13 protein-coding genes are annotated in these 19694 nt (G+C 74.1%); 5 read left to right on the forward strand and 8 right to left on the reverse strand.

Annotated elements, in window-relative coordinates; genetic code table 11:
* Positions 1–125 precede the first annotated feature (125 nt).
* On the forward strand, positions 126–1208 hold the full coding sequence (locus MXD62_RS13630; protein WP_248829661.1) for a lysylphosphatidylglycerol synthase domain-containing protein: 1083 nt from the start codon (positions 126–128) through the stop codon (positions 1206–1208).
* Positions 1209–1600: 392 nt separating this feature from the next.
* Here the strand turns inward: MXD62_RS13630 and MXD62_RS13635 are convergent, their stop codons facing one another.
* The 7 genes from MXD62_RS13635 to MXD62_RS13665 form a co-directional block, all read right to left on the reverse strand.
* Complete coding sequence (locus tag MXD62_RS13635; protein ID WP_251081648.1) at positions 1601–3025, reverse strand: DHA2 family efflux MFS transporter permease subunit; 1425 nt, start codon at positions 3023–3025, stop codon at positions 1601–1603.
* A gap of 211 nt (positions 3026–3236) precedes the next feature.
* Complete coding sequence (locus tag MXD62_RS13640; RefSeq protein WP_241831397.1) at positions 3237–3785, reverse strand: TetR/AcrR family transcriptional regulator; 549 nt, start codon at positions 3783–3785, stop codon at positions 3237–3239.
* Between the two features lie 141 nt (positions 3786–3926).
* Positions 3927–6095 (reverse strand): 3-hydroxyacyl-CoA dehydrogenase NAD-binding domain-containing protein, encoded by a 2169-nt coding sequence (locus tag MXD62_RS13645; protein WP_248829640.1) that lies wholly within the window; start codon positions 6093–6095, stop codon positions 3927–3929.
* A complete protein-coding gene (locus MXD62_RS13650) occupies positions 6092–7309 on the reverse strand; it encodes an acetyl-CoA C-acyltransferase (protein WP_248829662.1) in 1218 nt (405 codons plus the stop codon). Before MXD62_RS13650 ends, MXD62_RS13645 begins: the two co-directional genes overlap by 4 nt.
* A gap of 165 nt (positions 7310–7474) precedes the next feature.
* On the reverse strand, positions 7475–8968 hold the full coding sequence (locus MXD62_RS13655; RefSeq protein WP_248829663.1) for a ribonuclease D: 1494 nt from the start codon (positions 8966–8968) through the stop codon (positions 7475–7477).
* A 111-nt stretch (positions 8969–9079) separates the two neighbouring features.
* Complete coding sequence (locus MXD62_RS13660; RefSeq protein ID WP_248829641.1) at positions 9080–9742, reverse strand: DUF3000 domain-containing protein; 663 nt, start codon at positions 9740–9742, stop codon at positions 9080–9082.
* Positions 9743–10655: 913 nt separating this feature from the next.
* The gene (locus MXD62_RS13665) at positions 10656–11078 is read right to left on the reverse strand and encodes a DUF3817 domain-containing protein (RefSeq protein WP_248829642.1); all 423 of its coding nucleotides are present in this window, start codon (positions 11076–11078) and stop codon (positions 10656–10658) included.
* 150 nt (positions 11079–11228) lie between these two features.
* Between MXD62_RS13665 and hemE the strand changes: the two genes are divergently transcribed.
* The 4 genes from hemE (at position 11229) to MXD62_RS13685 (ending at position 17795) form a co-directional block, all read left to right on the forward strand.
* Positions 11229–12311 (forward strand): uroporphyrinogen decarboxylase, encoded by a 1083-nt coding sequence (gene hemE / locus MXD62_RS13670; protein ID WP_020462647.1) that lies wholly within the window; start codon positions 11229–11231, stop codon positions 12309–12311.
* Positions 12312–12536: 225 nt separating this feature from the next.
* Complete coding sequence (gene hemG / locus MXD62_RS13675; RefSeq protein ID WP_248829643.1) at positions 12537–13949, forward strand: protoporphyrinogen oxidase; 1413 nt, start codon at positions 12537–12539, stop codon at positions 13947–13949.
* Between the two features lie 125 nt (positions 13950–14074).
* Entirely contained in the window at positions 14075–14923 is an 849-nt protein-coding gene (gene hemQ, locus MXD62_RS13680) for a hydrogen peroxide-dependent heme synthase (RefSeq protein WP_248829644.1), read from the forward strand.
* 1363 nt (positions 14924–16286) lie between these two features.
* Positions 16287–17795, forward strand: coding sequence for a sugar transferase (locus MXD62_RS13685; RefSeq protein ID WP_248829664.1), 1509 nt, complete (start codon positions 16287–16289; stop codon positions 17793–17795).
* Positions 17796–17844: 49 nt separating this feature from the next.
* Here MXD62_RS13685 and cysC read toward each other — a convergent pair whose 3' ends face one another.
* Entirely contained in the window at positions 17845–19665 is a 1821-nt protein-coding gene (cysC, locus tag MXD62_RS13690; protein WP_248829645.1) for an adenylyl-sulfate kinase, read from the reverse strand.
* Positions 19666–19694 lie beyond the last annotated feature (29 nt).

The following is a 19694-nucleotide window of genomic DNA, read 5'->3' on the forward strand; positions in this document are numbered from 1 at the left end:
CACGGCCGGGTCGCGCCCGTGCGCGGCCCGGCGCGGGTGCCGTCCGGTGGACGCCTTAGGCTGACCCGGTGAGTCGGCGTCCCGCGCACCGCGAATCCCCGTCCGCCGTGGCTGGCGGGGACGTCGTGCGTGGGCCCGCCGCCGCACCGGCGGCGGGCCCCGACGAGGCCCGCCCGGCGGAGGAACCGGCTGCCCCCGCCGCCCGTCGGGGCGTGCGGTGGTGGGTGGTCCGCGCAGCCCTGGTGCTCGCCGCCGCGCTTCTGGTCGTGGCGCTGGTCGGCCAGTGGAACGACGTCCGGGACTCGCTGGGCGACCTGACCGTTCTCGGTGTCGTCGGCTCCGGCGTGGCGACGACGCTCGCGGTCGGCGCCACCGTCCTGTCCTGGCGTGCCGTGCTCGCCGGGCTCGGTGCGCTGCTGCCGCTGCGCGCCGCCGTCCGGATCTTCTGCGTCGGCCAGATCGGTAAGTACATTCCGGGCAGTGTGTGGCCCGTCCTCGCCCAGATGGAGCTCTCCCGCGACTACGGGGTCTCCCGGCCGAAGTCGGCCCTGGCGAGTCTTGTCGTGCTCGCGCTGGCGGTGCCCTGCGGCGGTCTGGCCGCGGCCGTCACCCTGCCCTTCTCCTCCCGCGACGCGCTCGCCGACTACTGGTGGGCGCTGGCGGTGGTGCCCGTCTTCGCGGTGGTGCTCTACCCTCCGGTGCTCGCCAGACTGCTGACGGTCGCGTTCCGGCTGCTGCGCCGCCCGCCGCTGACCGAGCCGCTGACCGCCCGCCCCATCGCCGTGGGCGCTGGCTGGCTGCTGGGCAGCTTCGCCTGCTACGGCCTGGGGACCTGGCTGCTGGTCCGTGACCTCCAGCCGGAGGTCGGCGGCGCCCGGCTGGTGGCGCTGTGCGTCGGCGCCTACGCCCTGGCCTGGACCGCGGGCTTCCTGGTGCTCGTCCTGCCCGCGGGCGCGGGCGTGCGTGAGGCCGTACTGGTGCTTGCCCTGGCCCCGGCGCTGCCGAGTGGCCCGTCGACGCTGATCGCTCTTGTCGCGCGCCTGCTCGCCACGGTCGCCGACATCGTCTGGGCGCTGGTCGGGGTGGCGCTGCGCCCGCGTGGCGAGGCGGTCGCCAGTAGGCCGGAGGACCTCGCCGCGTCGGGCCAGACCGGCCCACGGGCCGGGGGTGCCGCGGCCGTCGCCCAGCCGGCGCCGAGTAACCGCTGATCCGCGCACCGGCGAGGAAATACCGCCGTTCCGCACACCGTCAATGACCGGGAGCGTGACCGGTGGGGTGCCCAGAGCGATGTCCTCCGTATTCGGATCATCGGTCGGGTGTCCTTTCGGGTGGAGTCCGGAAACCGTGGCGGCCCAGCTTTTCGCAGGATGTGATGCTCGGCGGTAAAGCGGCGGGTGATGCTTTTCCTCCGTGGGGGCGTCGGCGGCCGATGCGGCGGGGGACTCATCGTCGGTGTCCTGTTCCGGCTGATGCCGTGAACCGGCGCGAATCGGTCGGATTCATCTGCTGATCGCATCGGTGAGTATCGATTTTCATTCCGCGGGTGCAACGACGTCCGGGCACGGATCACCGTGTTCGGTGATCCGTGCCCGGACCCGCTTCAGGTGGACGACGGCCTGCCGACCACAGGCAGGGCCTGGGAGACCGCGGGCGTCGCGGGCGCCGGAGACATTGCGGGTGCCGGGGGCGTCGCGGGCGCTGCCGTCCTCGCGGGCGACGGCAGCAGCGTGGCCACTGCCGCGGCGGTGAGCAGGACGGCCGCCCCCACCCACAGCGCGGGCCGGGTGCCGTCCACGAACGCCCCGGGGCTCGCGTAGCCGCCGTTCGCGGCGAAGACCGAGGCCAGCACCGCGACGCCCAGGACACCGCCGAGCTCGCGCATCGCGTTGTTCGTGCCGGAGGCGAGACCCTCCTGCTCCGCCGGGACCGAACCGAGGGCCACCGACGCGACCGGAACGAAGAACAGCGCCATGCCCACACCGGCCAGGACGAAGGGCGGGACGACCCCGGCGTAGTCGGCCCCGGTGTCCAGGATCGTCGCGAGCCAGGCCAGGCTCACGGCCTCGATCGCCATACCGGCCACGATCAGCGGGCGCCCGCCGATCCGATCCGAGAGCGGTCCGGCGATCGGGGCGATCAGCAGGGGCATCGCCGTCCAGGGCAGCGTGCGGATGCCGGCCTCGAGGGGCGAGTAGTCGAAGACGTTCTGCAGGGCCTGCGCCAACAGGAAGATCGACCCGAACATGCCGACCGAGAACAGCAGTGACACGGCGTTCACCGCCGCGAACCCGCGGCGGCGGAACAGTGACATCGGCAGCATGGGGCTCCCGCCGCGCCGGGCCACGCGCCGTTCCCAGGCGATGAAGGCGCCGACCCCGGCCGCGCCGGCCAGCAGTGACGTCAGGACGGCCGGGCTCGTCCACCCGTGGCTCTCACCGCGGACCAGCCCGAGCGTGACGCCGAGCAGCCCGGCGGAGATGATCACGACACCCGGCAGGTCCAGCCGGCCGGCCGGCCCGCGGGACTCGGTGAGCCTGCGCAGCGCGAGCGGGACCGTCACCAGGCCGATCGGCACGTTCAGCCAGAAGATCCACTGCCAGCTCGCCCCGTCGGTGATCGCGCCACCGACCAGGGGGCCGACGGCCACGGCAAGCCCGGACATCGCCCCCCACACGCCGAGCGCGGCGCCCCGGCGCTCGGGTGGGACCGCCGCCGACAGCAGCGTCAGGCTCAGTGGCAGGACCAGCGCCGCGCCGACGCCCTGCATGGCCCGGGCGGCGATGAGCGCCTCGATGGACGGCGCGAGCGCCGCGCCGAGGCTGCCCAGGGTGAACACCCCGAGCCCGGTGGCGAACACGGCACGCCGCCCGAGCCGGTCGCCGAGAGCGGCGCCGGTCAGCAACAACACCGCGAACGGCAGCGTGTAGGCGTTCACCACCCATTCCAGGCCCTCCAGGCCCGCCCCTAGATCGTCGCGGATCTGGGGGAGCGCGGTGGTGACCACCAGGTTGTCCAGGGCCACCATGAACGCCGTTATGGACGTCACGACGAACGTCCAGACAGTGGCGGATCGCTTGTCGGTCACGAGTTCCCTCCAAGGTCTTGAGTGCTCACTACCTTCGTCGGATAGTGATTGGTCACTAGATTCGTGGTGCGGGCGAGGGGTGCGGACAGGAGGAACGGGTGTGAGGGAGGCGAAGGCGGGTCTGGAACGGCGTGGGCCGACCCGGGCCGGTCTAGCTGCAGATCTCCCGGGCCCAGCGGTCGCCGATCTCCTGCAGGTTCATCGCGGCCACGACGTTGAGCAGCATGCCGTGCCCGAAGAACGTGCGCAGTTCCTCGTCGTCGCATCCGCTGACACGTTCGACGGTCTGCCACAGGTCCCGGAAACCCTGCCGGGTGACCTCCTGGATGTCCGGGTCGCCGCAGGAGGCGTAGCTCTGCATCTGCATGAGCAGGTAGGTGCGGTCGGTGAGCAGCTCGTCGTAGGCGGACCCGATCGCCGTCAGGGCGTCGGCTCCGACCAGGTCGCCCGCCGCGGTCTCGAAGCGTTCGCGGGTCAGGGTGAAGGTGGCCCGGACGGCCGCCAGGAACAGTTCCTTCTTGGTGGGGAAGAGCCGGAACAGATAGGGCTGGGAGATGCCGGCACGGCTGGCGATCGCCTCGGTGGACGTGCCGGTCAGGCCGCCCAGGGCGAACTCCTCGACGGCCGCCGCGAGCACCACCGCGCGTCGTTGCTCCGCGCTCATCCGGGTGCCGGTGCCACCGGTCGTCCTTGGGGCCACGACCTAAAGGTAGTGGTCACTCAATAACCAAGTCAAGGAGAATATCGGCCCGGAGCGCGGCGGATCCGAGCGGCGGCCTCGGACGGGCACTCCGGGCGGGCGGGCAGTACCGGCGTCCGCCCGCCCGGAGTTCTCATCCGCTCAGGCGACGGTGGCGACGCCCGGAGGGTTGAAACGGCGACCGGTCACGCGTTCGCTGATGCCGGTGCGGTCCAGGTACGGGGTGATGCCGCCGAGGTGGAAGGGCCAGCCGGCGCCGAGGATCATGCACAGGTCGACGTCCGCCGCCTCGGCCACGACGCCCTCGTCCAGCAGGAGCCTTATCTCCTGGGCCAGCGCCGAGAGCGCCGCCTCGCGGACCTGCTCGGGCGTCATCGCCGCGCCCTCCCGAGCGGTCGGCGCGGTGCCGTCGCCCATGCTCCGGACGAGATCGGCGACCTCCGGGTCGACGATCTGCTCGCCGCCCGGTCCGGCCGTGTAGAAGCTGCTCTTCCCGGCGGCCACGACCCGCGCCAGGCCGTCCGGCGTGCGGAACCGGTCGGGCATGGCCTGGTGCAGGGTCCGGGCCACGTGCAGTGCGACCGGCGGGCCGACCAGCGAGAGCAGGACCAGCGGCGACATCGGCAGTCCGAGTGGGTCGAGCGCGCCGTCGGCCTGCTCGATCGGGGTTCCGGTCTCGGTGGCCGCGAGCACCTCGCCCATGAACCGGGTGAGGAGGCGGTTCACCACGAAGGCCGGCGCGTCCGCGACCAGCACCGCGTTCTTCTTCAGCTGCTTCGCGACCTGCAGCGTGGTCGCGATCGCGGCGTCGTCGGTCCGCGGGGTGCGGACGACCTCGACCAGGGGTAGTACCGCCACCGGGTTGAAGAAGTGCAGTCCGGCGACCCGCTCCGGATGGGTCAGGTCGGCGGCCATCTCCGTCACCGAGAGGGCCGAGGTGTTGGTGAGCAGCAGCGTCTCCGGCTTCACCACGGACTCGAGCTCGGCGAGCACCGCCTTCTTGACCGACATGTCCTCGAAGACGGCCTCGATGATCAGGTCGGCGTCGGCGAACGCGTCCTTGGTCAGTGAGCCGGTCACGGAGGCCTTGAGCCGGTTCGCGCGGTCGTGGGAGATCCGTCCGCGCAGCAGCAGGTTGTCGATCTCGCTGTGGACGTGTGCGACTCCCGCGTCGAGACGTGCCTGGTCGAGGTCGGTGAGGACGACCGGCACCTCCAGCCGCTGGGCGAACAGCAGCCCGAGCTGGCTGGCCATCAGCCCCGCGCCGACCACGCCGACCTTGGTCACCGCCCGGGCCAGCGAGCGGTCGGGCCCGCCGACCGGCCGCTTGGCGCGCCGGTTCACCAGGTCGAAGGAGTAGAGCCCGGCGACGAGCTCCTCGCTGGACCCGAGATCGGCCAGCGCCGCCGTCTCGGCGGCGTACCCCGTGTCGGCGTCCGCGGTCTCCGCCAGGGCCATCAGCTCGAGCGCGCGGTAGGCGGCCGGGGCCGCGCCGTGCAGCCGGGCGTCCGCGAGGACGCGGCCGCGCTCCAGCGCCGCGGCCCAGGCGGCACCCTGCTCGACGGGACGGCGGCCCTTGGCCGGGTCCACCTCGCCCCGCAGCACCTGGCCGACCCAGTGCAGCGCCTCCTCGAGGAAGTCCGCGGCATCCAGCAGGACGTCACCGAGGCCGAGCGCGAACGCCTTGGGACCGCGCAGCGTCCGGTTCTGGCTGAGCGCGTTGTCGATCATGATGGTGACCGCGTTCTCCGGGCCGACCAGGTTCGGCAGCAGCTGGGTGCCGCCCCAGGCCGGCACCAGGCCGAGGAAGACCTCGGGCAGCGCGATCGGCGCGGCACCGGCGGAGATCGCCCGGTAGTCGCAGTGCAGCGCCAGCTCCAGGCCGCCGCCCATCGCGGCGCCGTTGACCAGCGCGAAGGTGGGGACCCGCCGATCGCCCAGCCGGCCCTCGCCGACCCGGCGCAGCGCGGTGTGCCCAAGCTCGCCGAGCGCGGTGAGCTTCGGCCGGACCTCGGCCGGGTCGGTCAGCGACGACCGGTAGGAGAGGTCCGCGCCGGCGCAGAAGATGAACGGCTTGCCGGTCACCGCCACCGCCGCCACCGGCGGGTCGTGGGCCTCGATCTCCTCGACGGCGGTGAGCAGTGACCGCAGCCCGCCCGGGCCGAAGGTGCTCGGGCGGGTGTGGTCCTGCCCGTTGTCCAGGGTGATGAGCGCGACCGGGCCGCTCACGCCGCGCAGTTGTGCGTACCGGACATGGGCCTGCGTGACGACCTCGTCCGGGTGCTCCAGGGTCATCGCGGCGCTGCTCATGCTCCTTCTCCCGTTCGGCCGAAGTGCGGGTTCTCCCAGATCGTCGTCGCTCCCATGCCGAAGCCCACGCACATCGCGGTCATCCCGTAGCGGACCTCGGGATGCTCCTCGAACTGGCGGGCCAGCTGGGTCATCAGCCGCACTCCGCTGGAGGCGAGCGGGTGCCCGTACGCGATGGCGCCGCCGTAGGGGTTGACCCGCGGGTCGTCGTCGGCGAGGCCGAAGTGTTCCAGGAAGGCGATCACCTGCACGGCGAAGGCCTCGTTCAGCTCGAACAGGCCGATGTCGTCGATGCTCAGGCCGGTGCGGGCCAGCGCCTTCTCCGTGGACGGGATCGGCCCGACCCCCATGACCTCGGGCGCCACACCGACGAACCCGAACCCGACCAGCGACATCTTCCGGGTCAGGCCGAGCTCGGCGGCGATGTCCGCGGCGGCGAGCACGCAGCCGGTGGCGCCGTCGTTGATGCCCGCGGCGTTGCCCGCGGTGACCCGCCCGTGCGGCCGGAACGGTGTCCGCAGCCCGGCGAGGCCCTCGACGGTGGTGCCGGGCCGGGGCGGCTCGTCCGCGGTGACCAGCTCCCAGCCGCTCTCGACGTGCCGCGCGGCGACGGGGACGAGGTCGGGCTGGATCTTCCCGTCCGCGTACGCCTTGGCGGCCTTGGCCTGCGACGCGGCGGCGTAGGCGTCCGCCCGGGCCCGGGTGATCCCCGGGAACCGGTCGTGCACGTTCTCCGCGGTCATGCCCATGACCAGCGCGGAGGGGTCGACGAGGCGCTCGGAGACGAACCTCGGGTTCGGGTCCACGCCCTCGCCCATCGGATGGCGCCCCATGTGCTCGACGCCGCCGGCGATGGCGATGTCGTAGGCGCCGACGGCGATCGCGGACGCGGTGGTGGTCACCGCCGTCACCGCGCCCGCGCACATCCGGTCGATGGCGTAGCCGGGCACGGACTCGGGCAGCCCGGCCAGGATTCCGGCGACCCGGCCGATGGTCAGGCCCTGATCGCCGATCTGGGTCGTCGCCGCGATCGCGACCTCGTCGACCCGCTCGGGCGGCAGCGCGGGATTGCGCCGCATCAGCTCGCGGATGACCCGGACCACCAGGTCGTCGGCCCGGGTCTCGGCGTACACGCCCTTGGCCTTGCCGAAGGGAGTGCGTACACCGTCGACGAACACCACGTCCCGGATCGAACCCTGCGCGCTGACGAACACCATCGGCCTCCTCGACGCCTCACCCGTGGGCGGCACGTGCGCGGCCCGCGGCAGACGGTGTCGGGCCGGCTGCCCGCAGTGGCACCGGACCGCGACGGGAACAGCCTACGGCAGGAGTTACCCATGGGTAGGTAAGGGTCGGTACGTACCGCGCGTGCGGCCGGATCAGGACACGGCGGGTTCCCCACCGGATGGCGGACGGCCGCCGGTCCGCCGCGTTCTCGCCCGCGCGGACCCGCCGCCCGCCGTGGAACCGGTGCCGCCCGCTCCGCCGCCGGCGGTCTCGCCGCCGGTGGCTCCGGGCGCTGCGGCGGTGGCCGCGGGCGGGTCCACCAGGGCCGCGGCCACCGCCGCCGCCGTCAGCTCGACCTGCCAGGGGCGGGCGCCACCCGTGGTCAGCGCGGCGGTCACCGTCTCGGTGTCCCGCGTGGCCGGGGGAGTCCAGGTGACCCGGCGGGCGAGTGCCGGCTCCAGCAGGTTCTCCACCGGCATGCCCTGGTCCTCGGCGATCGCGTTCAGCGCCGCGCGCACGCGGGCCAGCCGCGCCGCCGCCACGGGGTCGCGTTCGGCCCAGCGGTTCTGCGGGGGGAGGCCGTCCCCACCCGGTCCCGCGGTGCTCGGCAGCTGGTTCTCGGGCATCTCGGCGGCCGCGCGCAGGGCGTCCATCCAGGTGGTCGCCGAGCGCCGCATCTTCATCCCGGAGAAGATCGGGAGCCGGGTCAGCGCGGCGGCGTCCTCGGGGGCCTTCAGCACCGCGTCCATGATGGCGCTGTCGGGCAGCACCCGGCCCGGCGCGATGTCGCGGGCGCGGGCCACCCGGTCACGGGCCTGCCACATCGACCGGACGGCGGCGAGCTGGCGGCGGCTGCGCGCGCGGTGGATCCCGCTCGTGCGCCGCCACGGCTCGGCCCGCGGCTCCCGCGGCGGAGCGGCGGCGATCGCGCCGAACTCCTGCCGGGCGAACGCCATCTTGTCCTGCGCGATCAGCTCGCTCTCGAGCTGGTCACGCAGCTCCACCAGCAGCTCCACGTCCAGGGCGGCGTAGCGCAGCCACGGCTCGGGCAGCGGGCGGGTCGACCAGTCGGCGGCGGAGTGCCCCTTCTCGAGCCCGAAGCCGAGCACCCGCTCGACCATGGCGCCCAGCCCCACCCGCTCGTAGCCCAGCAGACGGCCGGCGAGCTCGGTGTCGAACAGCGTCTTCGGGCGCAGGCCCAGCTCGGCCAGGCAGGGCAGGTCCTGGCTGGCGGCGTGCAGCACCCATTCCGTGTCGCCGACGGCGTCCTGCACGCCGCTCAGGTCGGGTAGCGCTATCGGGTCGATGAGCAGGGTGCCCGCGCCGGCCCGCCTGATCTGGACGAGGTAGGCACGCTGGCTGTACCGGTAACCGGAGGCGCGCTCGGCGTCGAAGGCGACCGGGCCGGTGCCGGCGGCCAGCCGCTCGGCGGCGCGGGTGAGGTCCTGCGGGTCGTCGAGGACGGGCGGGACGCCACCGGCCGGCTCCAGCAGCGGGATGGGTACGGTTGCCGACTCTTCGACAGCGGTGGCAGCATCGATCGCCACACCCTCACTGACCTGGTGCGTTGAGTCAGGAACCGTCGACGTCACGATCGGCGATGGTACGTGTGAATGACCGGCCTGGCAGCCCAGTCGGCCGAGCAATCGCACTAATTATACGCTTCGTGTTCGATGGTGGCTCCAAGGTAGTCGTTGCGGATGCGCTCCGTTGACATTCCCGGCGCGCAGTGTTCGGGCGGGGAGGTCCGGGTCCGCTCAGGTGCGGCGAGCAGGTAGCGGTACGACCCCGGAGAGGCGCGGCGGCAGCCCCGCCATCGCGGCCAACAGGTCGGCGAAGGAGTGCAGGTGCGCGGCGGCGTCCGCAGGATCCCACGGCGCCGCCCCGTCGGCCCCGCCGTGCGGCGGCTCCGGCACCGTCGGGTCCTCGGCCTCCTCCACTGATCCTGCCCAGCGTGGTGACCAGGAACACCGGAGCTCGACGTCGAAGTTGTCGCCGTCGGTGGCGAGCACCCCGAAGCGCCGGGACGAGGTGGTGGTGACCGTCCCGCCGAGGGCGCCGAGCTCGGCGCCGTGCGACTGCAACGACTCCCGTAGCCACGACCAGGCGACCCCGGGCAGCAGCGGGTCGTCGGCGACCTCCGGGTCCACCGAGGCGCGCGCATAGCAGACGATCCGGGTGGTGCCCTCCCAGGCATCCTGCCCATCGGGGTCGAACAGCAGCACGAACCGTCCGGAGGCCGCCTCGTCGTCACCGGTGAGGCCCCCGGCGAGCGCGAACGCGTAGGGAGCGATCCGGGCGGGCGCGGGGATCTCGCGGACGGCGACGTCCGGCCGCAGCTCCTCCAACGCCGCCCGCAGCGCCTCGGTGGCGGCCACGAAGAACGCCGGAGCGTCGCTCGGTGCCCGCGTGCCCCCCATGGCGGCAACGTTAGGGCGTGCACCTTGGTCGCGCTGGCCGGACGTCGGAGAGTGCCGCTTAGCGCCCTCCGGGTGGGAACGGGCGCTTCGGGTCAGCGGGGCGAGCCGCGCCGGCGCGGCCTGCTCGGGCGGCTGCGCCGACGCCGGGCGCGTCCCGCCGAGCGTCGCCGGCCGGCCGGCCGGGACGAACGGGTCCCCCGGGAGGCCTGGATGTGGTGCGGGACTGTGCAGGCTCACGCCACGGCCCTGGAATCGGATCGGCCGGCGCCGCGGCGCGCGGTAACGGTTACGACGGTCACGGGCCGGTCGGCCCCGGCACCCGCCGGTGGCACCGCGGCGGGCGCGGCGCCGACGAGAATCGCGTGGCCGCACACGACACAGGCACGTTCCGGGCAGTCGGCGCTGTGGCCGTCCTCGCACGGGGGTTGCTCGAACTGTTGCTGTCGCGCGCATCCCGCGCAGTAGCGGATGTGATCGTCGGCGCTCACCAGGACCTGGTCCACTCGCGTATCACTCCCCGGGCACGGCTGCGTCGTTCGCGTGGTAGCTGCGTCGTTCGTAGCTGCGTCGTTCGCGTGGTGTCAGCCTGCGGGCGGGTGTGGCGTGAACCTGACCGCGGCGCAGCCCCCCGCGGGCCGCGTCAGCGCGCCGTCCAGCCGCCGTTGGCCGGTCGGTCAGGAGGCTGAACGCGGGACATCGCGGATTGTTGCCGCCTATTCCGACCGGTCTGACGGTGCCACGGGTAGGGCGGTTCTCCGCGCATTCTCACCGGCGTGTCGCGTGCGGCCGGCTGTGCGCGGTGCGGGGCCGACGTTCCCTCGGGGGTGGAAAGAGGTGGTTCGTCGCCGCCGGGCGGGTGACCTCGGCGTACGGGCGGCCTCAGGGCGCCGGCTAGCTCAGAGCGCCGGCGAGCTCAGCTCGCGGGCGCGGAGCTGGCGCGCCCCGGGGAGCCGCCGTGCCCGGACGTGCCGTGCCCGGACGTGCCGTCGGATGCCGGGGCCGGCTCCCGCAGCCAGTGCCGCTCCACGAAGAACGGCGCCACCGGCAGGACGGACGCCCCGAGCGCGAGCAGCGTCCGCTTCACCGGCCACCGCCGCAGCGACCCCACGTACAGGATGAGCAGGCAGTACGCGATGAACAGCCCACCGTGGACCGGCCCGAGGATCTTCACGCCGATCTCGTGGTCGGCCCCGTGCTTGACCGCCGTCGCGATCAGGAGCAGGAGGAAGGAGGTCGCCTCGGCCAGGGACACCGCGCGGGCGGCGCCCATCGGCCACGCGCCGTCCTGGGTGGCGCCGTTCCGGGGGGAACCGTCCCGGATGGAAGGGTCGGTCATCGGACACTCCTCGACGTCGCTTGCGGCCTCGCCGTGCTCTGACATCGCCGGACGCGTTCTCCAGCCTGACTTCTACTGCGGGTAGAAGATATCGCACACAGTCGTGTGCCCTGCGCGGCATCTGTCCGCCGGGCGTGCAACGATCGGGCCATGTCCCTCGGAAGTACCGCCGTTGCGCCGCCTCGCCCCGGGGTCTCGCCCCGACGTCCAGGTCTCGCCGCGACTTCGCCGTTCCTGCGCGCCGCCGCCGGGGACCGCCCCGACAGCGTGCCCGTGTGGTTCATGCGGCAGGCCGGCCGGGTGCTTCCCGAGTACCGCGCCCTGCGCGCCACCACCGCCATGCTCGACTCCTGCCGCAACGCCGACATGGTCACCGAGATCACCCTGCAGCCGGTGCGCCGTTTCCGGCCCGACGCCGCGATCTTCTTCTCGGACATCGTCCTGCCGCTCGCGGCCGTCGGGGTGGACGTCGACATCGTCGCCGGGGTCGGGCCCGTGGTGGCCCATCCCGTCCGGGCGCCGTCCGACCTGGACGTGCTGCGCCCGCTGGAGCCCGGTGACGTGCCCTACGTGAGCGAGGCGGTGGCCTCCCTGGTCCGCGAGCTCGGGCAGACGCCGCTGATCGGTTTCGCCGGCGCGCCGTTCACCCTGGCCAGCTACCTGATCGAAGGCGGGCCGAGCCGCAACCACACCCGCACGAAGGCGCTCATGTACGCCGAGCCGGCGCTGTGGCACGACCTGCTCGGCCGGCTCGCCGACATCACGGCCGCCTTCCTGCGGGTGCAGGTCGACGCCGGCGCCGACGCCATCCAGCTGTTCGACTCGTGGGCGGGCGCGCTCAGCGAGGACGACTACCTGCGCTACGTGGCTCCGCACAGCACCCGGGTCCTCGCGGCGTTCGCCGACGACGGCATCCCGCGCATCCACTTCGGGGTGAACACCGGGGAGCTGCTCGGCGCGATGGGCGCGGCCGGCGCGGACGTCGTCGGGGTCGACTGGCGCGTCCCGCTGGACGAGGCCGCCCGCCGGGTCGGCCCCGGCCGTGCCGTGCAGGGCAACCTCGACCCGGCCGCGGTCTTCGCCCCGTCCGACGTGCTCGCGGCGAAGGTCCGCGACGTCTGCCGCCGGGGTGCGGCCGCTCCCGGGCACATCTTCAACTTCGGGCACGGCGTGCTTCCGGAGAGTGATCCGGGCGTGCTGGCGCACATCGTGGACCTCGTCCACCAGTTCTGACAGCGGGGCGGCAGCCACCGACTCGCCAGGCCCGCGCACGGGGCCGTAGGCCGGTCCGGGGCCGCTCGGCGGTGCCCGCCACCGGCGTGGCACGGCCGCGGGCGAGACTGGAGCCGGCCGCGGGACTCGGGCCGGTCCGGCCGGTGAGGTCGGTGGCGCCGTGGGCCCAGGGCCCCGATTCGGGGGCGGCCACACGGGGACGGCGTGAAGGGGCTGGGAGAAGACGTGCGGGTTGTGATCATTGGAGCGGGTATCGCGGGGCTGTCCGCCGCGAACGCGCTGGCGGGCAGGGCCGAGGTCACCGTGGTCGAGGCCGGTGACCGCATCGGCGGCAAGCTGCGCACCACCCCGATCGAGGGGTTGGCGGTGGAGGAGGGCGCGGAGGCCTTCCTCGTCCGCGTGCCGGAGGCGCTCCGGCTGGCCCGGCACATCGGGCTCGGGCACGACATCGTGCATCCGACGACGACCAAGGCCTCGCTGTGGGTGGGCGGGCGGCGCCGTCCCATCCCGCCCAACACGATGCTGGGAGTCCCCACCGACGTGCTCGGCCTGGTGCGCTCCCGGGTGCTCTCGCCCTTCGGGCTGCTGCGCGCCGCGGCCGACCTGGTGCTCCCGCGCACGACCCTGCCGACGGACCCGACGGTCGGCGGGTACGTCGGCGCCCGCGTCGGGCGGGAGATCGTGGACCGGCTGGTGGACCCGCTGCTCGGCGGCGTCTACGCCGGGCGGGCCGACGCGCTCTCGCTGCAGGCGACCGTCCCCCAGCTCACCCCGATCGCGACCGAGGACCGCTCGCTGCTGCTCGGCGCGCACCGCGTCCGGGCCCGGACCGGACCGGCCCCGGCGCAGACGCCCGTGTTCGCCTCGCTGCGCGGCGGCCTGGGCTCGTTCGCGGAGAAGGTGGCCAGCGCCAGCGGGGCCACGGTGCGGACCGGGCTGATGGCCCGGGAGCTGCGCCGGGTCGAGGGTGGCTGGCAGGTGCGCTGCGACCCGGTGGGCGGCGGCGAGGCGCCCCCGCCCCTGGTCGCCGACGCGGTGATCCTCGCGGTTCCCGCCGGCGCCGCGCGTGATCTCCTCTCCCCGATCGCCCCGCACGCGGCCGCGCCCCTCGCGGGGGTGCCGTACGCGTCGGTGGGCCTGGTCACACTGCTCTACCGGGGAGCTGTGCCGCCGCCCGGCAGCGGCCTACTCGTCCCCGCGCGGGCCGGCCTGTCGATCAAGGCGGTGACCTACCTGTCGGTGAAATGGCCGCACATCGCCCGCGGCGGCGACCTGACGGTCGTGCGGGCCAGCGTGGGCCGCGCCGGCGCCGACGACGACCTGCGGCGCGGCGATGTCGAGCTCGCCGGCGTCGTCGCCGCCGAGGTCGCCCAGGTCACCGGGATCAGCGCCCGTCCGATCGCCAACCGGGTCAGCCGCTGGGGCGGGGCGCTCCCGCAGTACCTGCCGGGGCACCTGGGCCGGATCGCGGCCGTCCGGCGCGCGCTGCCGGCGGGCATCGCGCTCGCCGGCGCCGGCTACGACGGTGTGGGCATCCCGGCGTGCATCCGTTCCGGCGAGGCGGCCGCGGCGTCGGTGGTGGGCCAACTGCGGCCGGACGGGACGCAGGCGGCGGAGTCCGAGCCGGCGGGTGCCTGACCCGCGGGTGCCCGGGGCGCGGGGGCCTGGGGCGGAGGGCGCGCCGCGGTGGTGGGCGGGCCCGCACCCCGCGGCGGTGGGCCTGGCTCGCTCGCCGACCCGCGGCCGGGGTGGACAATGGTGGCATGTCAACTGGCGATGACGTCCAGCGCAGCGGCGCCACCTCGGCGTCCGCGCCCTCCGTTCCGGGCGGGCGGCCGGCGGCCGCCGCTCCCACCACCGTCCCCACCACCACCGTCCCCACAGGTGCCCCCACCTCCGGCGCTCCCGGGCCTGCCGAGGGGGAGTCCACCAAGTCGGCCCGTGAGCTGAACGACGAGCTGCTCTACACGGGTTGGTTCGTGTTCGCCGCCCGGCAGCCGCTGCCCGCCGACCGCGCGGGCATCACGGCGGAGGCCGGCGAGCTGCTTGACGGCGCACTGGCGAAGGACGTCTACACCCGTGGTATCTACGAGGTCTCCGGCTACCGGGCCGACGCCGACGTGATGATCTGGTGGACCTCACCCAACCCGGACCTGCTGCAGCAGACCTACCAGCGTTTCCGGCAGACCGGCCTGGGGCGGTGCCTGGAGCCGGTGTGGTCCGCGGTGGGTCTGCACCGTCCGGCGGAGTTCAATCGGAACCACATCCCGGCCTATGTGCGCCGGGAGGACCCGCGGGACTACATCTGCGTGTATCCGTTCAACCGGTCGCTCGAGTGGTACCTGCTGCCCGACTACGAGCGCCGCGGCCTGCTCGCCGAGCACGGGATGATGGGCCGCGAGTACGAGGACGTGCGGGCCAACACCGTGGCCGCGTTCGGCCTGGGTGACTACGAGTGGCTCCTGGCGTTCGAGGCCGACGAGCTCCACCGGATCGTCGACTGCATCCGCCACCTGCGGGCGAGCGCCACGCGCCGCCACACCCGGCTGGAGACGCCGTTCTACAGCGGCGCCCGCAAGCCGCTGCCGGACGTCGTCGCCGCCCTGCCGTAACCCCGGGTCCCGGCCTTCCGGTTCCGCCCCCGCCACCGGCGGGCCGAGCCCCGGTCTCGCCTCTGCGGGCCGAGCCCGGGTCTCGCCTCCGCGAGAAGGAGGTCGGCGCCTGCCCGGGCGCCCCCACCCGTCCGGCAGGCGCCGACCGCCCCATTGCTGCCCTCACGGCCGGGCGGCGGATGTCGACCCGGGCGGGCAGAGACCACCGGCGTCCATTGGTCCGCAGGACCCGGGCGCTCGGTGGTCGGCGGCCGGGCGCTCCCCGGACCGGCCATGACTGACAGTAGCATCGCCGCTCGGTTCTGTCTGCTACTCGACAATAGAGCGCACTGAACGTAACCGCAAATCGCCTCAATTCGGTTGATTCGGTTTCTGTGTGACGGTGAGCAACCGAAGGGCCTCGGTTGTTTTAGCTACTCCTAGTCACCGGTGGGGCGGCCATACCCGACGCGGAGCTGTCGGAAACACGGCTTCGGCCCCGGGCGGGGCGCTGGTCGGCGGCGGTGGTCGTGCCGGTAACGTTGCCGCCTGACCATCGAGCGCCGCATGTCGGGGCCTGGGCGGACCGCGGCGGTCCGCGTCGGCGTCCCGGGTCGCGTCGGTTGCCCACACCGCGCGGAGGTGTTCCCCGGGCCGATTCGGGGCTGCCCGGGTCCGTACACGATCGCTGGAGGTCGGAGTCGGTGAAGCCGCGAGCGATGAAGCCACGGGGGAGTGAACCTGCGATGAACGCCTCGGTGCGAGGCGTCAACGTGCCTGGGCCCCGGGTCCGACCTTGTGTCCGCGTCGGCGATCTGCCCCACGAGCCGGTTGGTTCTGATCGACAATGGCTGCGGCGGGGAGATGCGCGGGGGGCGGTCTCCACCCGTCCAGCTCGCCGATCGGAACTGATGTACCGAGGTCCTGGGGGGGTCCTGCTGTGACGGAGACTGTGTCCGGAGGAACGAGACCATTCGGGGGGGCGAGATCGTCCGGGGGGGCGGTGCCCCCCGGCGGCCCGCGTTCGTCCGCGGGCCCGCGTTCGTCCGGCGGAGCCATGCCGCCCGGTGGGGCGAGGCCGGCGGGAGGGGCGAGGTCAGTGGGTGGAACGAGGCCGGCTGGTGGATCCTGGCCGCCCGCCGGCGGCCCGGGTGTCGTGCCGCAGGCCCGCGGCTACTTCGAACCGGGCCAGCAGACCCCTCCGGGGCCGCCCGTGCGGCCAGGCTGGCCGGGGCCGCCCGAGGAGTCCGACTGGCTGGAGCCGGAGCCGCCGGCGGAGGCTGACTGGTCGGAGCCGCCGGCGGGAACCGGCTGGCCCGAGCCGCCGGCCGCGCCAGGCTGGCCGGGGCCGCCCGCGCAACCGGCCGCCGGCCGGCACCACCGCGTGCCCGCCGGCACGCAGTTCGACTTCGCCCACGTCGAGACCTCGCCCGACGCGACCAGCTACCGGGCCCAGGTCGGCTGGGAACGGCGCTACGTCCGGCTGCTGGTGCTCTTCGACGCGATCGCCTGTGTGATCTCCGCGGGCCTGGCCTACTTCGTCCGCTTCGGGGATGTCGTCGACTTCGACACCGAGCCGCCCTCCTCGAAGCCGTACATCATCATGACGGTCCTGCTGCCGCTGGCCTGGGTGCTGGCGATGTCGCTGAACCGCGCCTACGAGACCCGCTTCCTCGGCGGCGGGTCGGAGGAGTTCCGGCGGGTCGTCAACGCCGCCGCCCGGCTCACCGCGCTGCTCGCCGTCGCCTCCTACGCGACGAAGGCCGAGATCGCCCGTAGCTACGTGCTCATCGCCTTCCCGGCCGCCACGCTGCTGTCGGTGGCCGGCCGCTCCGCCGGGCGCGGCATCCTGCACCGCATGCGGCGGCAGGGGCGTTGCCTGCACCGTGTCCTCGTCGTGGGGGCCGGCGAGTCCGCGGCCACCCTCGTCCGGCTCGCCCAGCGCGACCCGACCACCGGCTGGTCCGTCGTCGGTGTCTGCCTGGACCGCCTGCCCGGCCGGCACAGCCACGACCGCCCCGAGCGCAGCGGGTTCGACCTGCTCGGCGTGCCGATCGTCGGCACCTCGGAGAACCTGCACACCGCCATCCAGGCGACCCACGCGACAACCGTCGCGATCGGCCCGCAGATGGACGGCGAGACACTGCGCCGGGTCCTGTGGGCCCTCGAGGGCAGCGACGTGGACGTCCTGGTCAGCTCGGCGCTGACGGACGTGACCGGGCCGCGGATCTCGATCCGGCCGGTGGCCGGCCTGCCGCTGCTCCACATCGAGGAGCCCGAGCTCACCGGTACCCGCCGGCTGATGAAGATGGCCTTCGACCGGATCGTCGCCGGCACCGCGATCCTGCTGTTCGCCCCCCTGCTGATCGGCCTCGGCCTGGCGGTGCGGCTCACCAGCCGCGGACCGGCGATCTTCAAGCAGACCCGGGTCGGGCGCGGCGGCAGCGAGTTCCGGATGTACAAGTTCCGTTCGATGTATGTAGACGCCGAGCAGCGCAAGGCGGAGCTCGAGTCGAGCAACGAGCGCGCCGAGGGCCTGCTGTTCAAGATGCGGGACGACCCTCGGATCACCAAGGTGGGCAAGTTCCTCCGGAAGTGGTCGCTCGACGAGCTGCCCCAGCTGTTCAACGTGGTCAACGGCAGCATGTCGCTGGTCGGCCCGCGCCCGCCGCTGCCCTCGGAGGTCGCGCGCTACGAGGACGACGTCTACCGCAGGCTGATGGTCAAGCCCGGCCTCACCGGGCTGTGGCAGATCAGCGGGCGCAGCGACCTGGAGTGGAACGAGTCCGTCCGGCTCGACCTGCGCTATGTCGAGAACTGGTCGCTGGCCATGGACTTCGTCATCCTGTGGCGCACGCTGTTCGCCGTGCTGCGCCGCGAGGGCGCCTACTGACAGCGGGTCCCTCCTGCTGCCAGCGGGGCTGGCGGGTGCCCGCCGGGGCCTACTGGCCGCGGGCGCCCTCGACCCAGCCGGCCTCGACCAGGTGCGCGAGCACCCGGTCGACGGCCTGCTCGGTCGGCAGGCCCGCCGTGTCGACCACCACGTCGGCGTCGGCCGGCTCCTCGTACGGGTCGGAGACGCCGGTGAAAGCGGGGATCACCCCCGCCCGGGCCTTGGCGTAGAGGCCCTTGCGGTCCCGTGCCTCGCACACCTCCAGCGGGGTCGACACGTACACGAGCACGAAGCCGCCGCCGCGGGCGGTGGTCATCGCTCGCACCTGGGCGCGGACATCAGCGTAGGGCGCGATCGGCGCGCACACGGCGATCCCGCCGGCGCCCGCGACCTCCGCGGCGACGAAGCCGATGCGGCGCACGTTCGTGTCCCGGTCGGCGCGGGAGAAGCCCAGGCCCTGGGAGAGATGCGTCCGCACGATGTCGCCGTCGAGCAGGGTGACCCGCCGGCCCCGTTCGAGCAGCCGGCACACCAACAGACCCGCCAGGGTCGACTTGCCCGAGCCGGACAGCCCGGTGAACAGGATCGTCAGGCCGCGCTGGCGGCGCGGGGGAACCGCGCGGGTCAGCTCGGCCGCCACCGCGGGCGGGGTGAGCTCGGCGGGCAGCGGCACACCCGCGTCGAGCAGGGTCGTGAGATCGTCGGCGCCCGGCGCGCCGATCGCCGGTCCGGTCAGGCTGCCGGCACAGCCGTAGACCTCGGCGAGATGGGCCCGCAGGGCGGTGAGCTCGGCGATCTCGTCCAACGCCGGCTCGCTCGCCGCCTCGTCGGCCAGGCCGCCCGGGGCGGTCGCGCTCATCGCCGGCTCACGGGGCGCGGCGAGCCGCTCCGACGGGACGACCGGGACCAGCACGAGCATGCTGCGGTGCCGGCGGGACTCCGGCGCGAGCGCCGCGGTGTGGGCCGGCTCCGGCGGGCTGGCCGGATGCGTTCGGCCGCCGTCCCGCGACACCGCGTCGGAGGCGACCGGCTCGCGGGCCAGCGTCGCCTCGGCCGGCCGGGGCGGTTCGTCGATCGCGTCCAGCGCGGCGAGCAGGCAGCGCACCCGCAGGTGGTGCGCGGCGTCAGCCGGGTCCGCCCCGCCGACCGGGGCCAGGATCACGCAGTGCTTGCCCTGTCGGGTCAGCGCGCGGATGCGCCCGACGTCGGCGGTGTACAGCAGGCCGTCGGCCCACACCGCCCACGGGGCCGTGCCCGCGCCGGTCGCCCAGCCCCGGGCGGCGAACTCGGCGCGCAGCCCTTCCGGGGTCAGCCGTAGCCGCGGGTAGTCCGGATGGCTGGGCAGCTCCAGGCCCTCCACCGTGCCGACCAGGCGCACCGGGCCCGCCCCGGTGGCAGTCGCCGGCGTTCCGGAGGCCTCCGCCGGCATCGCGGTGGCGGGCGTCGGTGAGTCGTCCGCGGTGGGTTCCAGACCGAGCAGGTGCAGGGCCGCGATCATCACGCCCTCGCGGTCGCGCAGCGCGACGTCCATGCCCGGGCCCAGCGCGGCCGCTGTCTCACCGGGGACGGTCAGGCTCGGCACCGGCGGCCCGGCGGGCTGGCGGGCCCGGCCCGGGTAGCTCGGCGCCGGGCCGAACGCGCCGAGCAGCATCAGCTCCAGGTCGGTGAGCTGGCGCGTGTCGAGCACGACCGACGGCCAGGCCACCGAGGCGGCCCGCAGCTCGCGGGCGCGGTCGGCAGCGACGACGGCAAGCGGACAGACGCCGTTCGCGCCGCGCTGCTCACCAGCGCCCGGTATGTCGGGCGGACCAGCTGTGGCATGCGGATCCGGGGCGGACGAGCCGACGGCGGTGTCGGAGGTGGCGCTCACACCCGCGACGGTAGCGGGTGGAAGACTCC

The sequence above is a fragment of the Frankia sp. Mgl5 genome (assembly GCF_023242985.1).
Classification (GTDB): Bacteria; Actinomycetota; Actinomycetes; order Frankiales; family Frankiaceae; genus Parafrankia; species Parafrankia soli.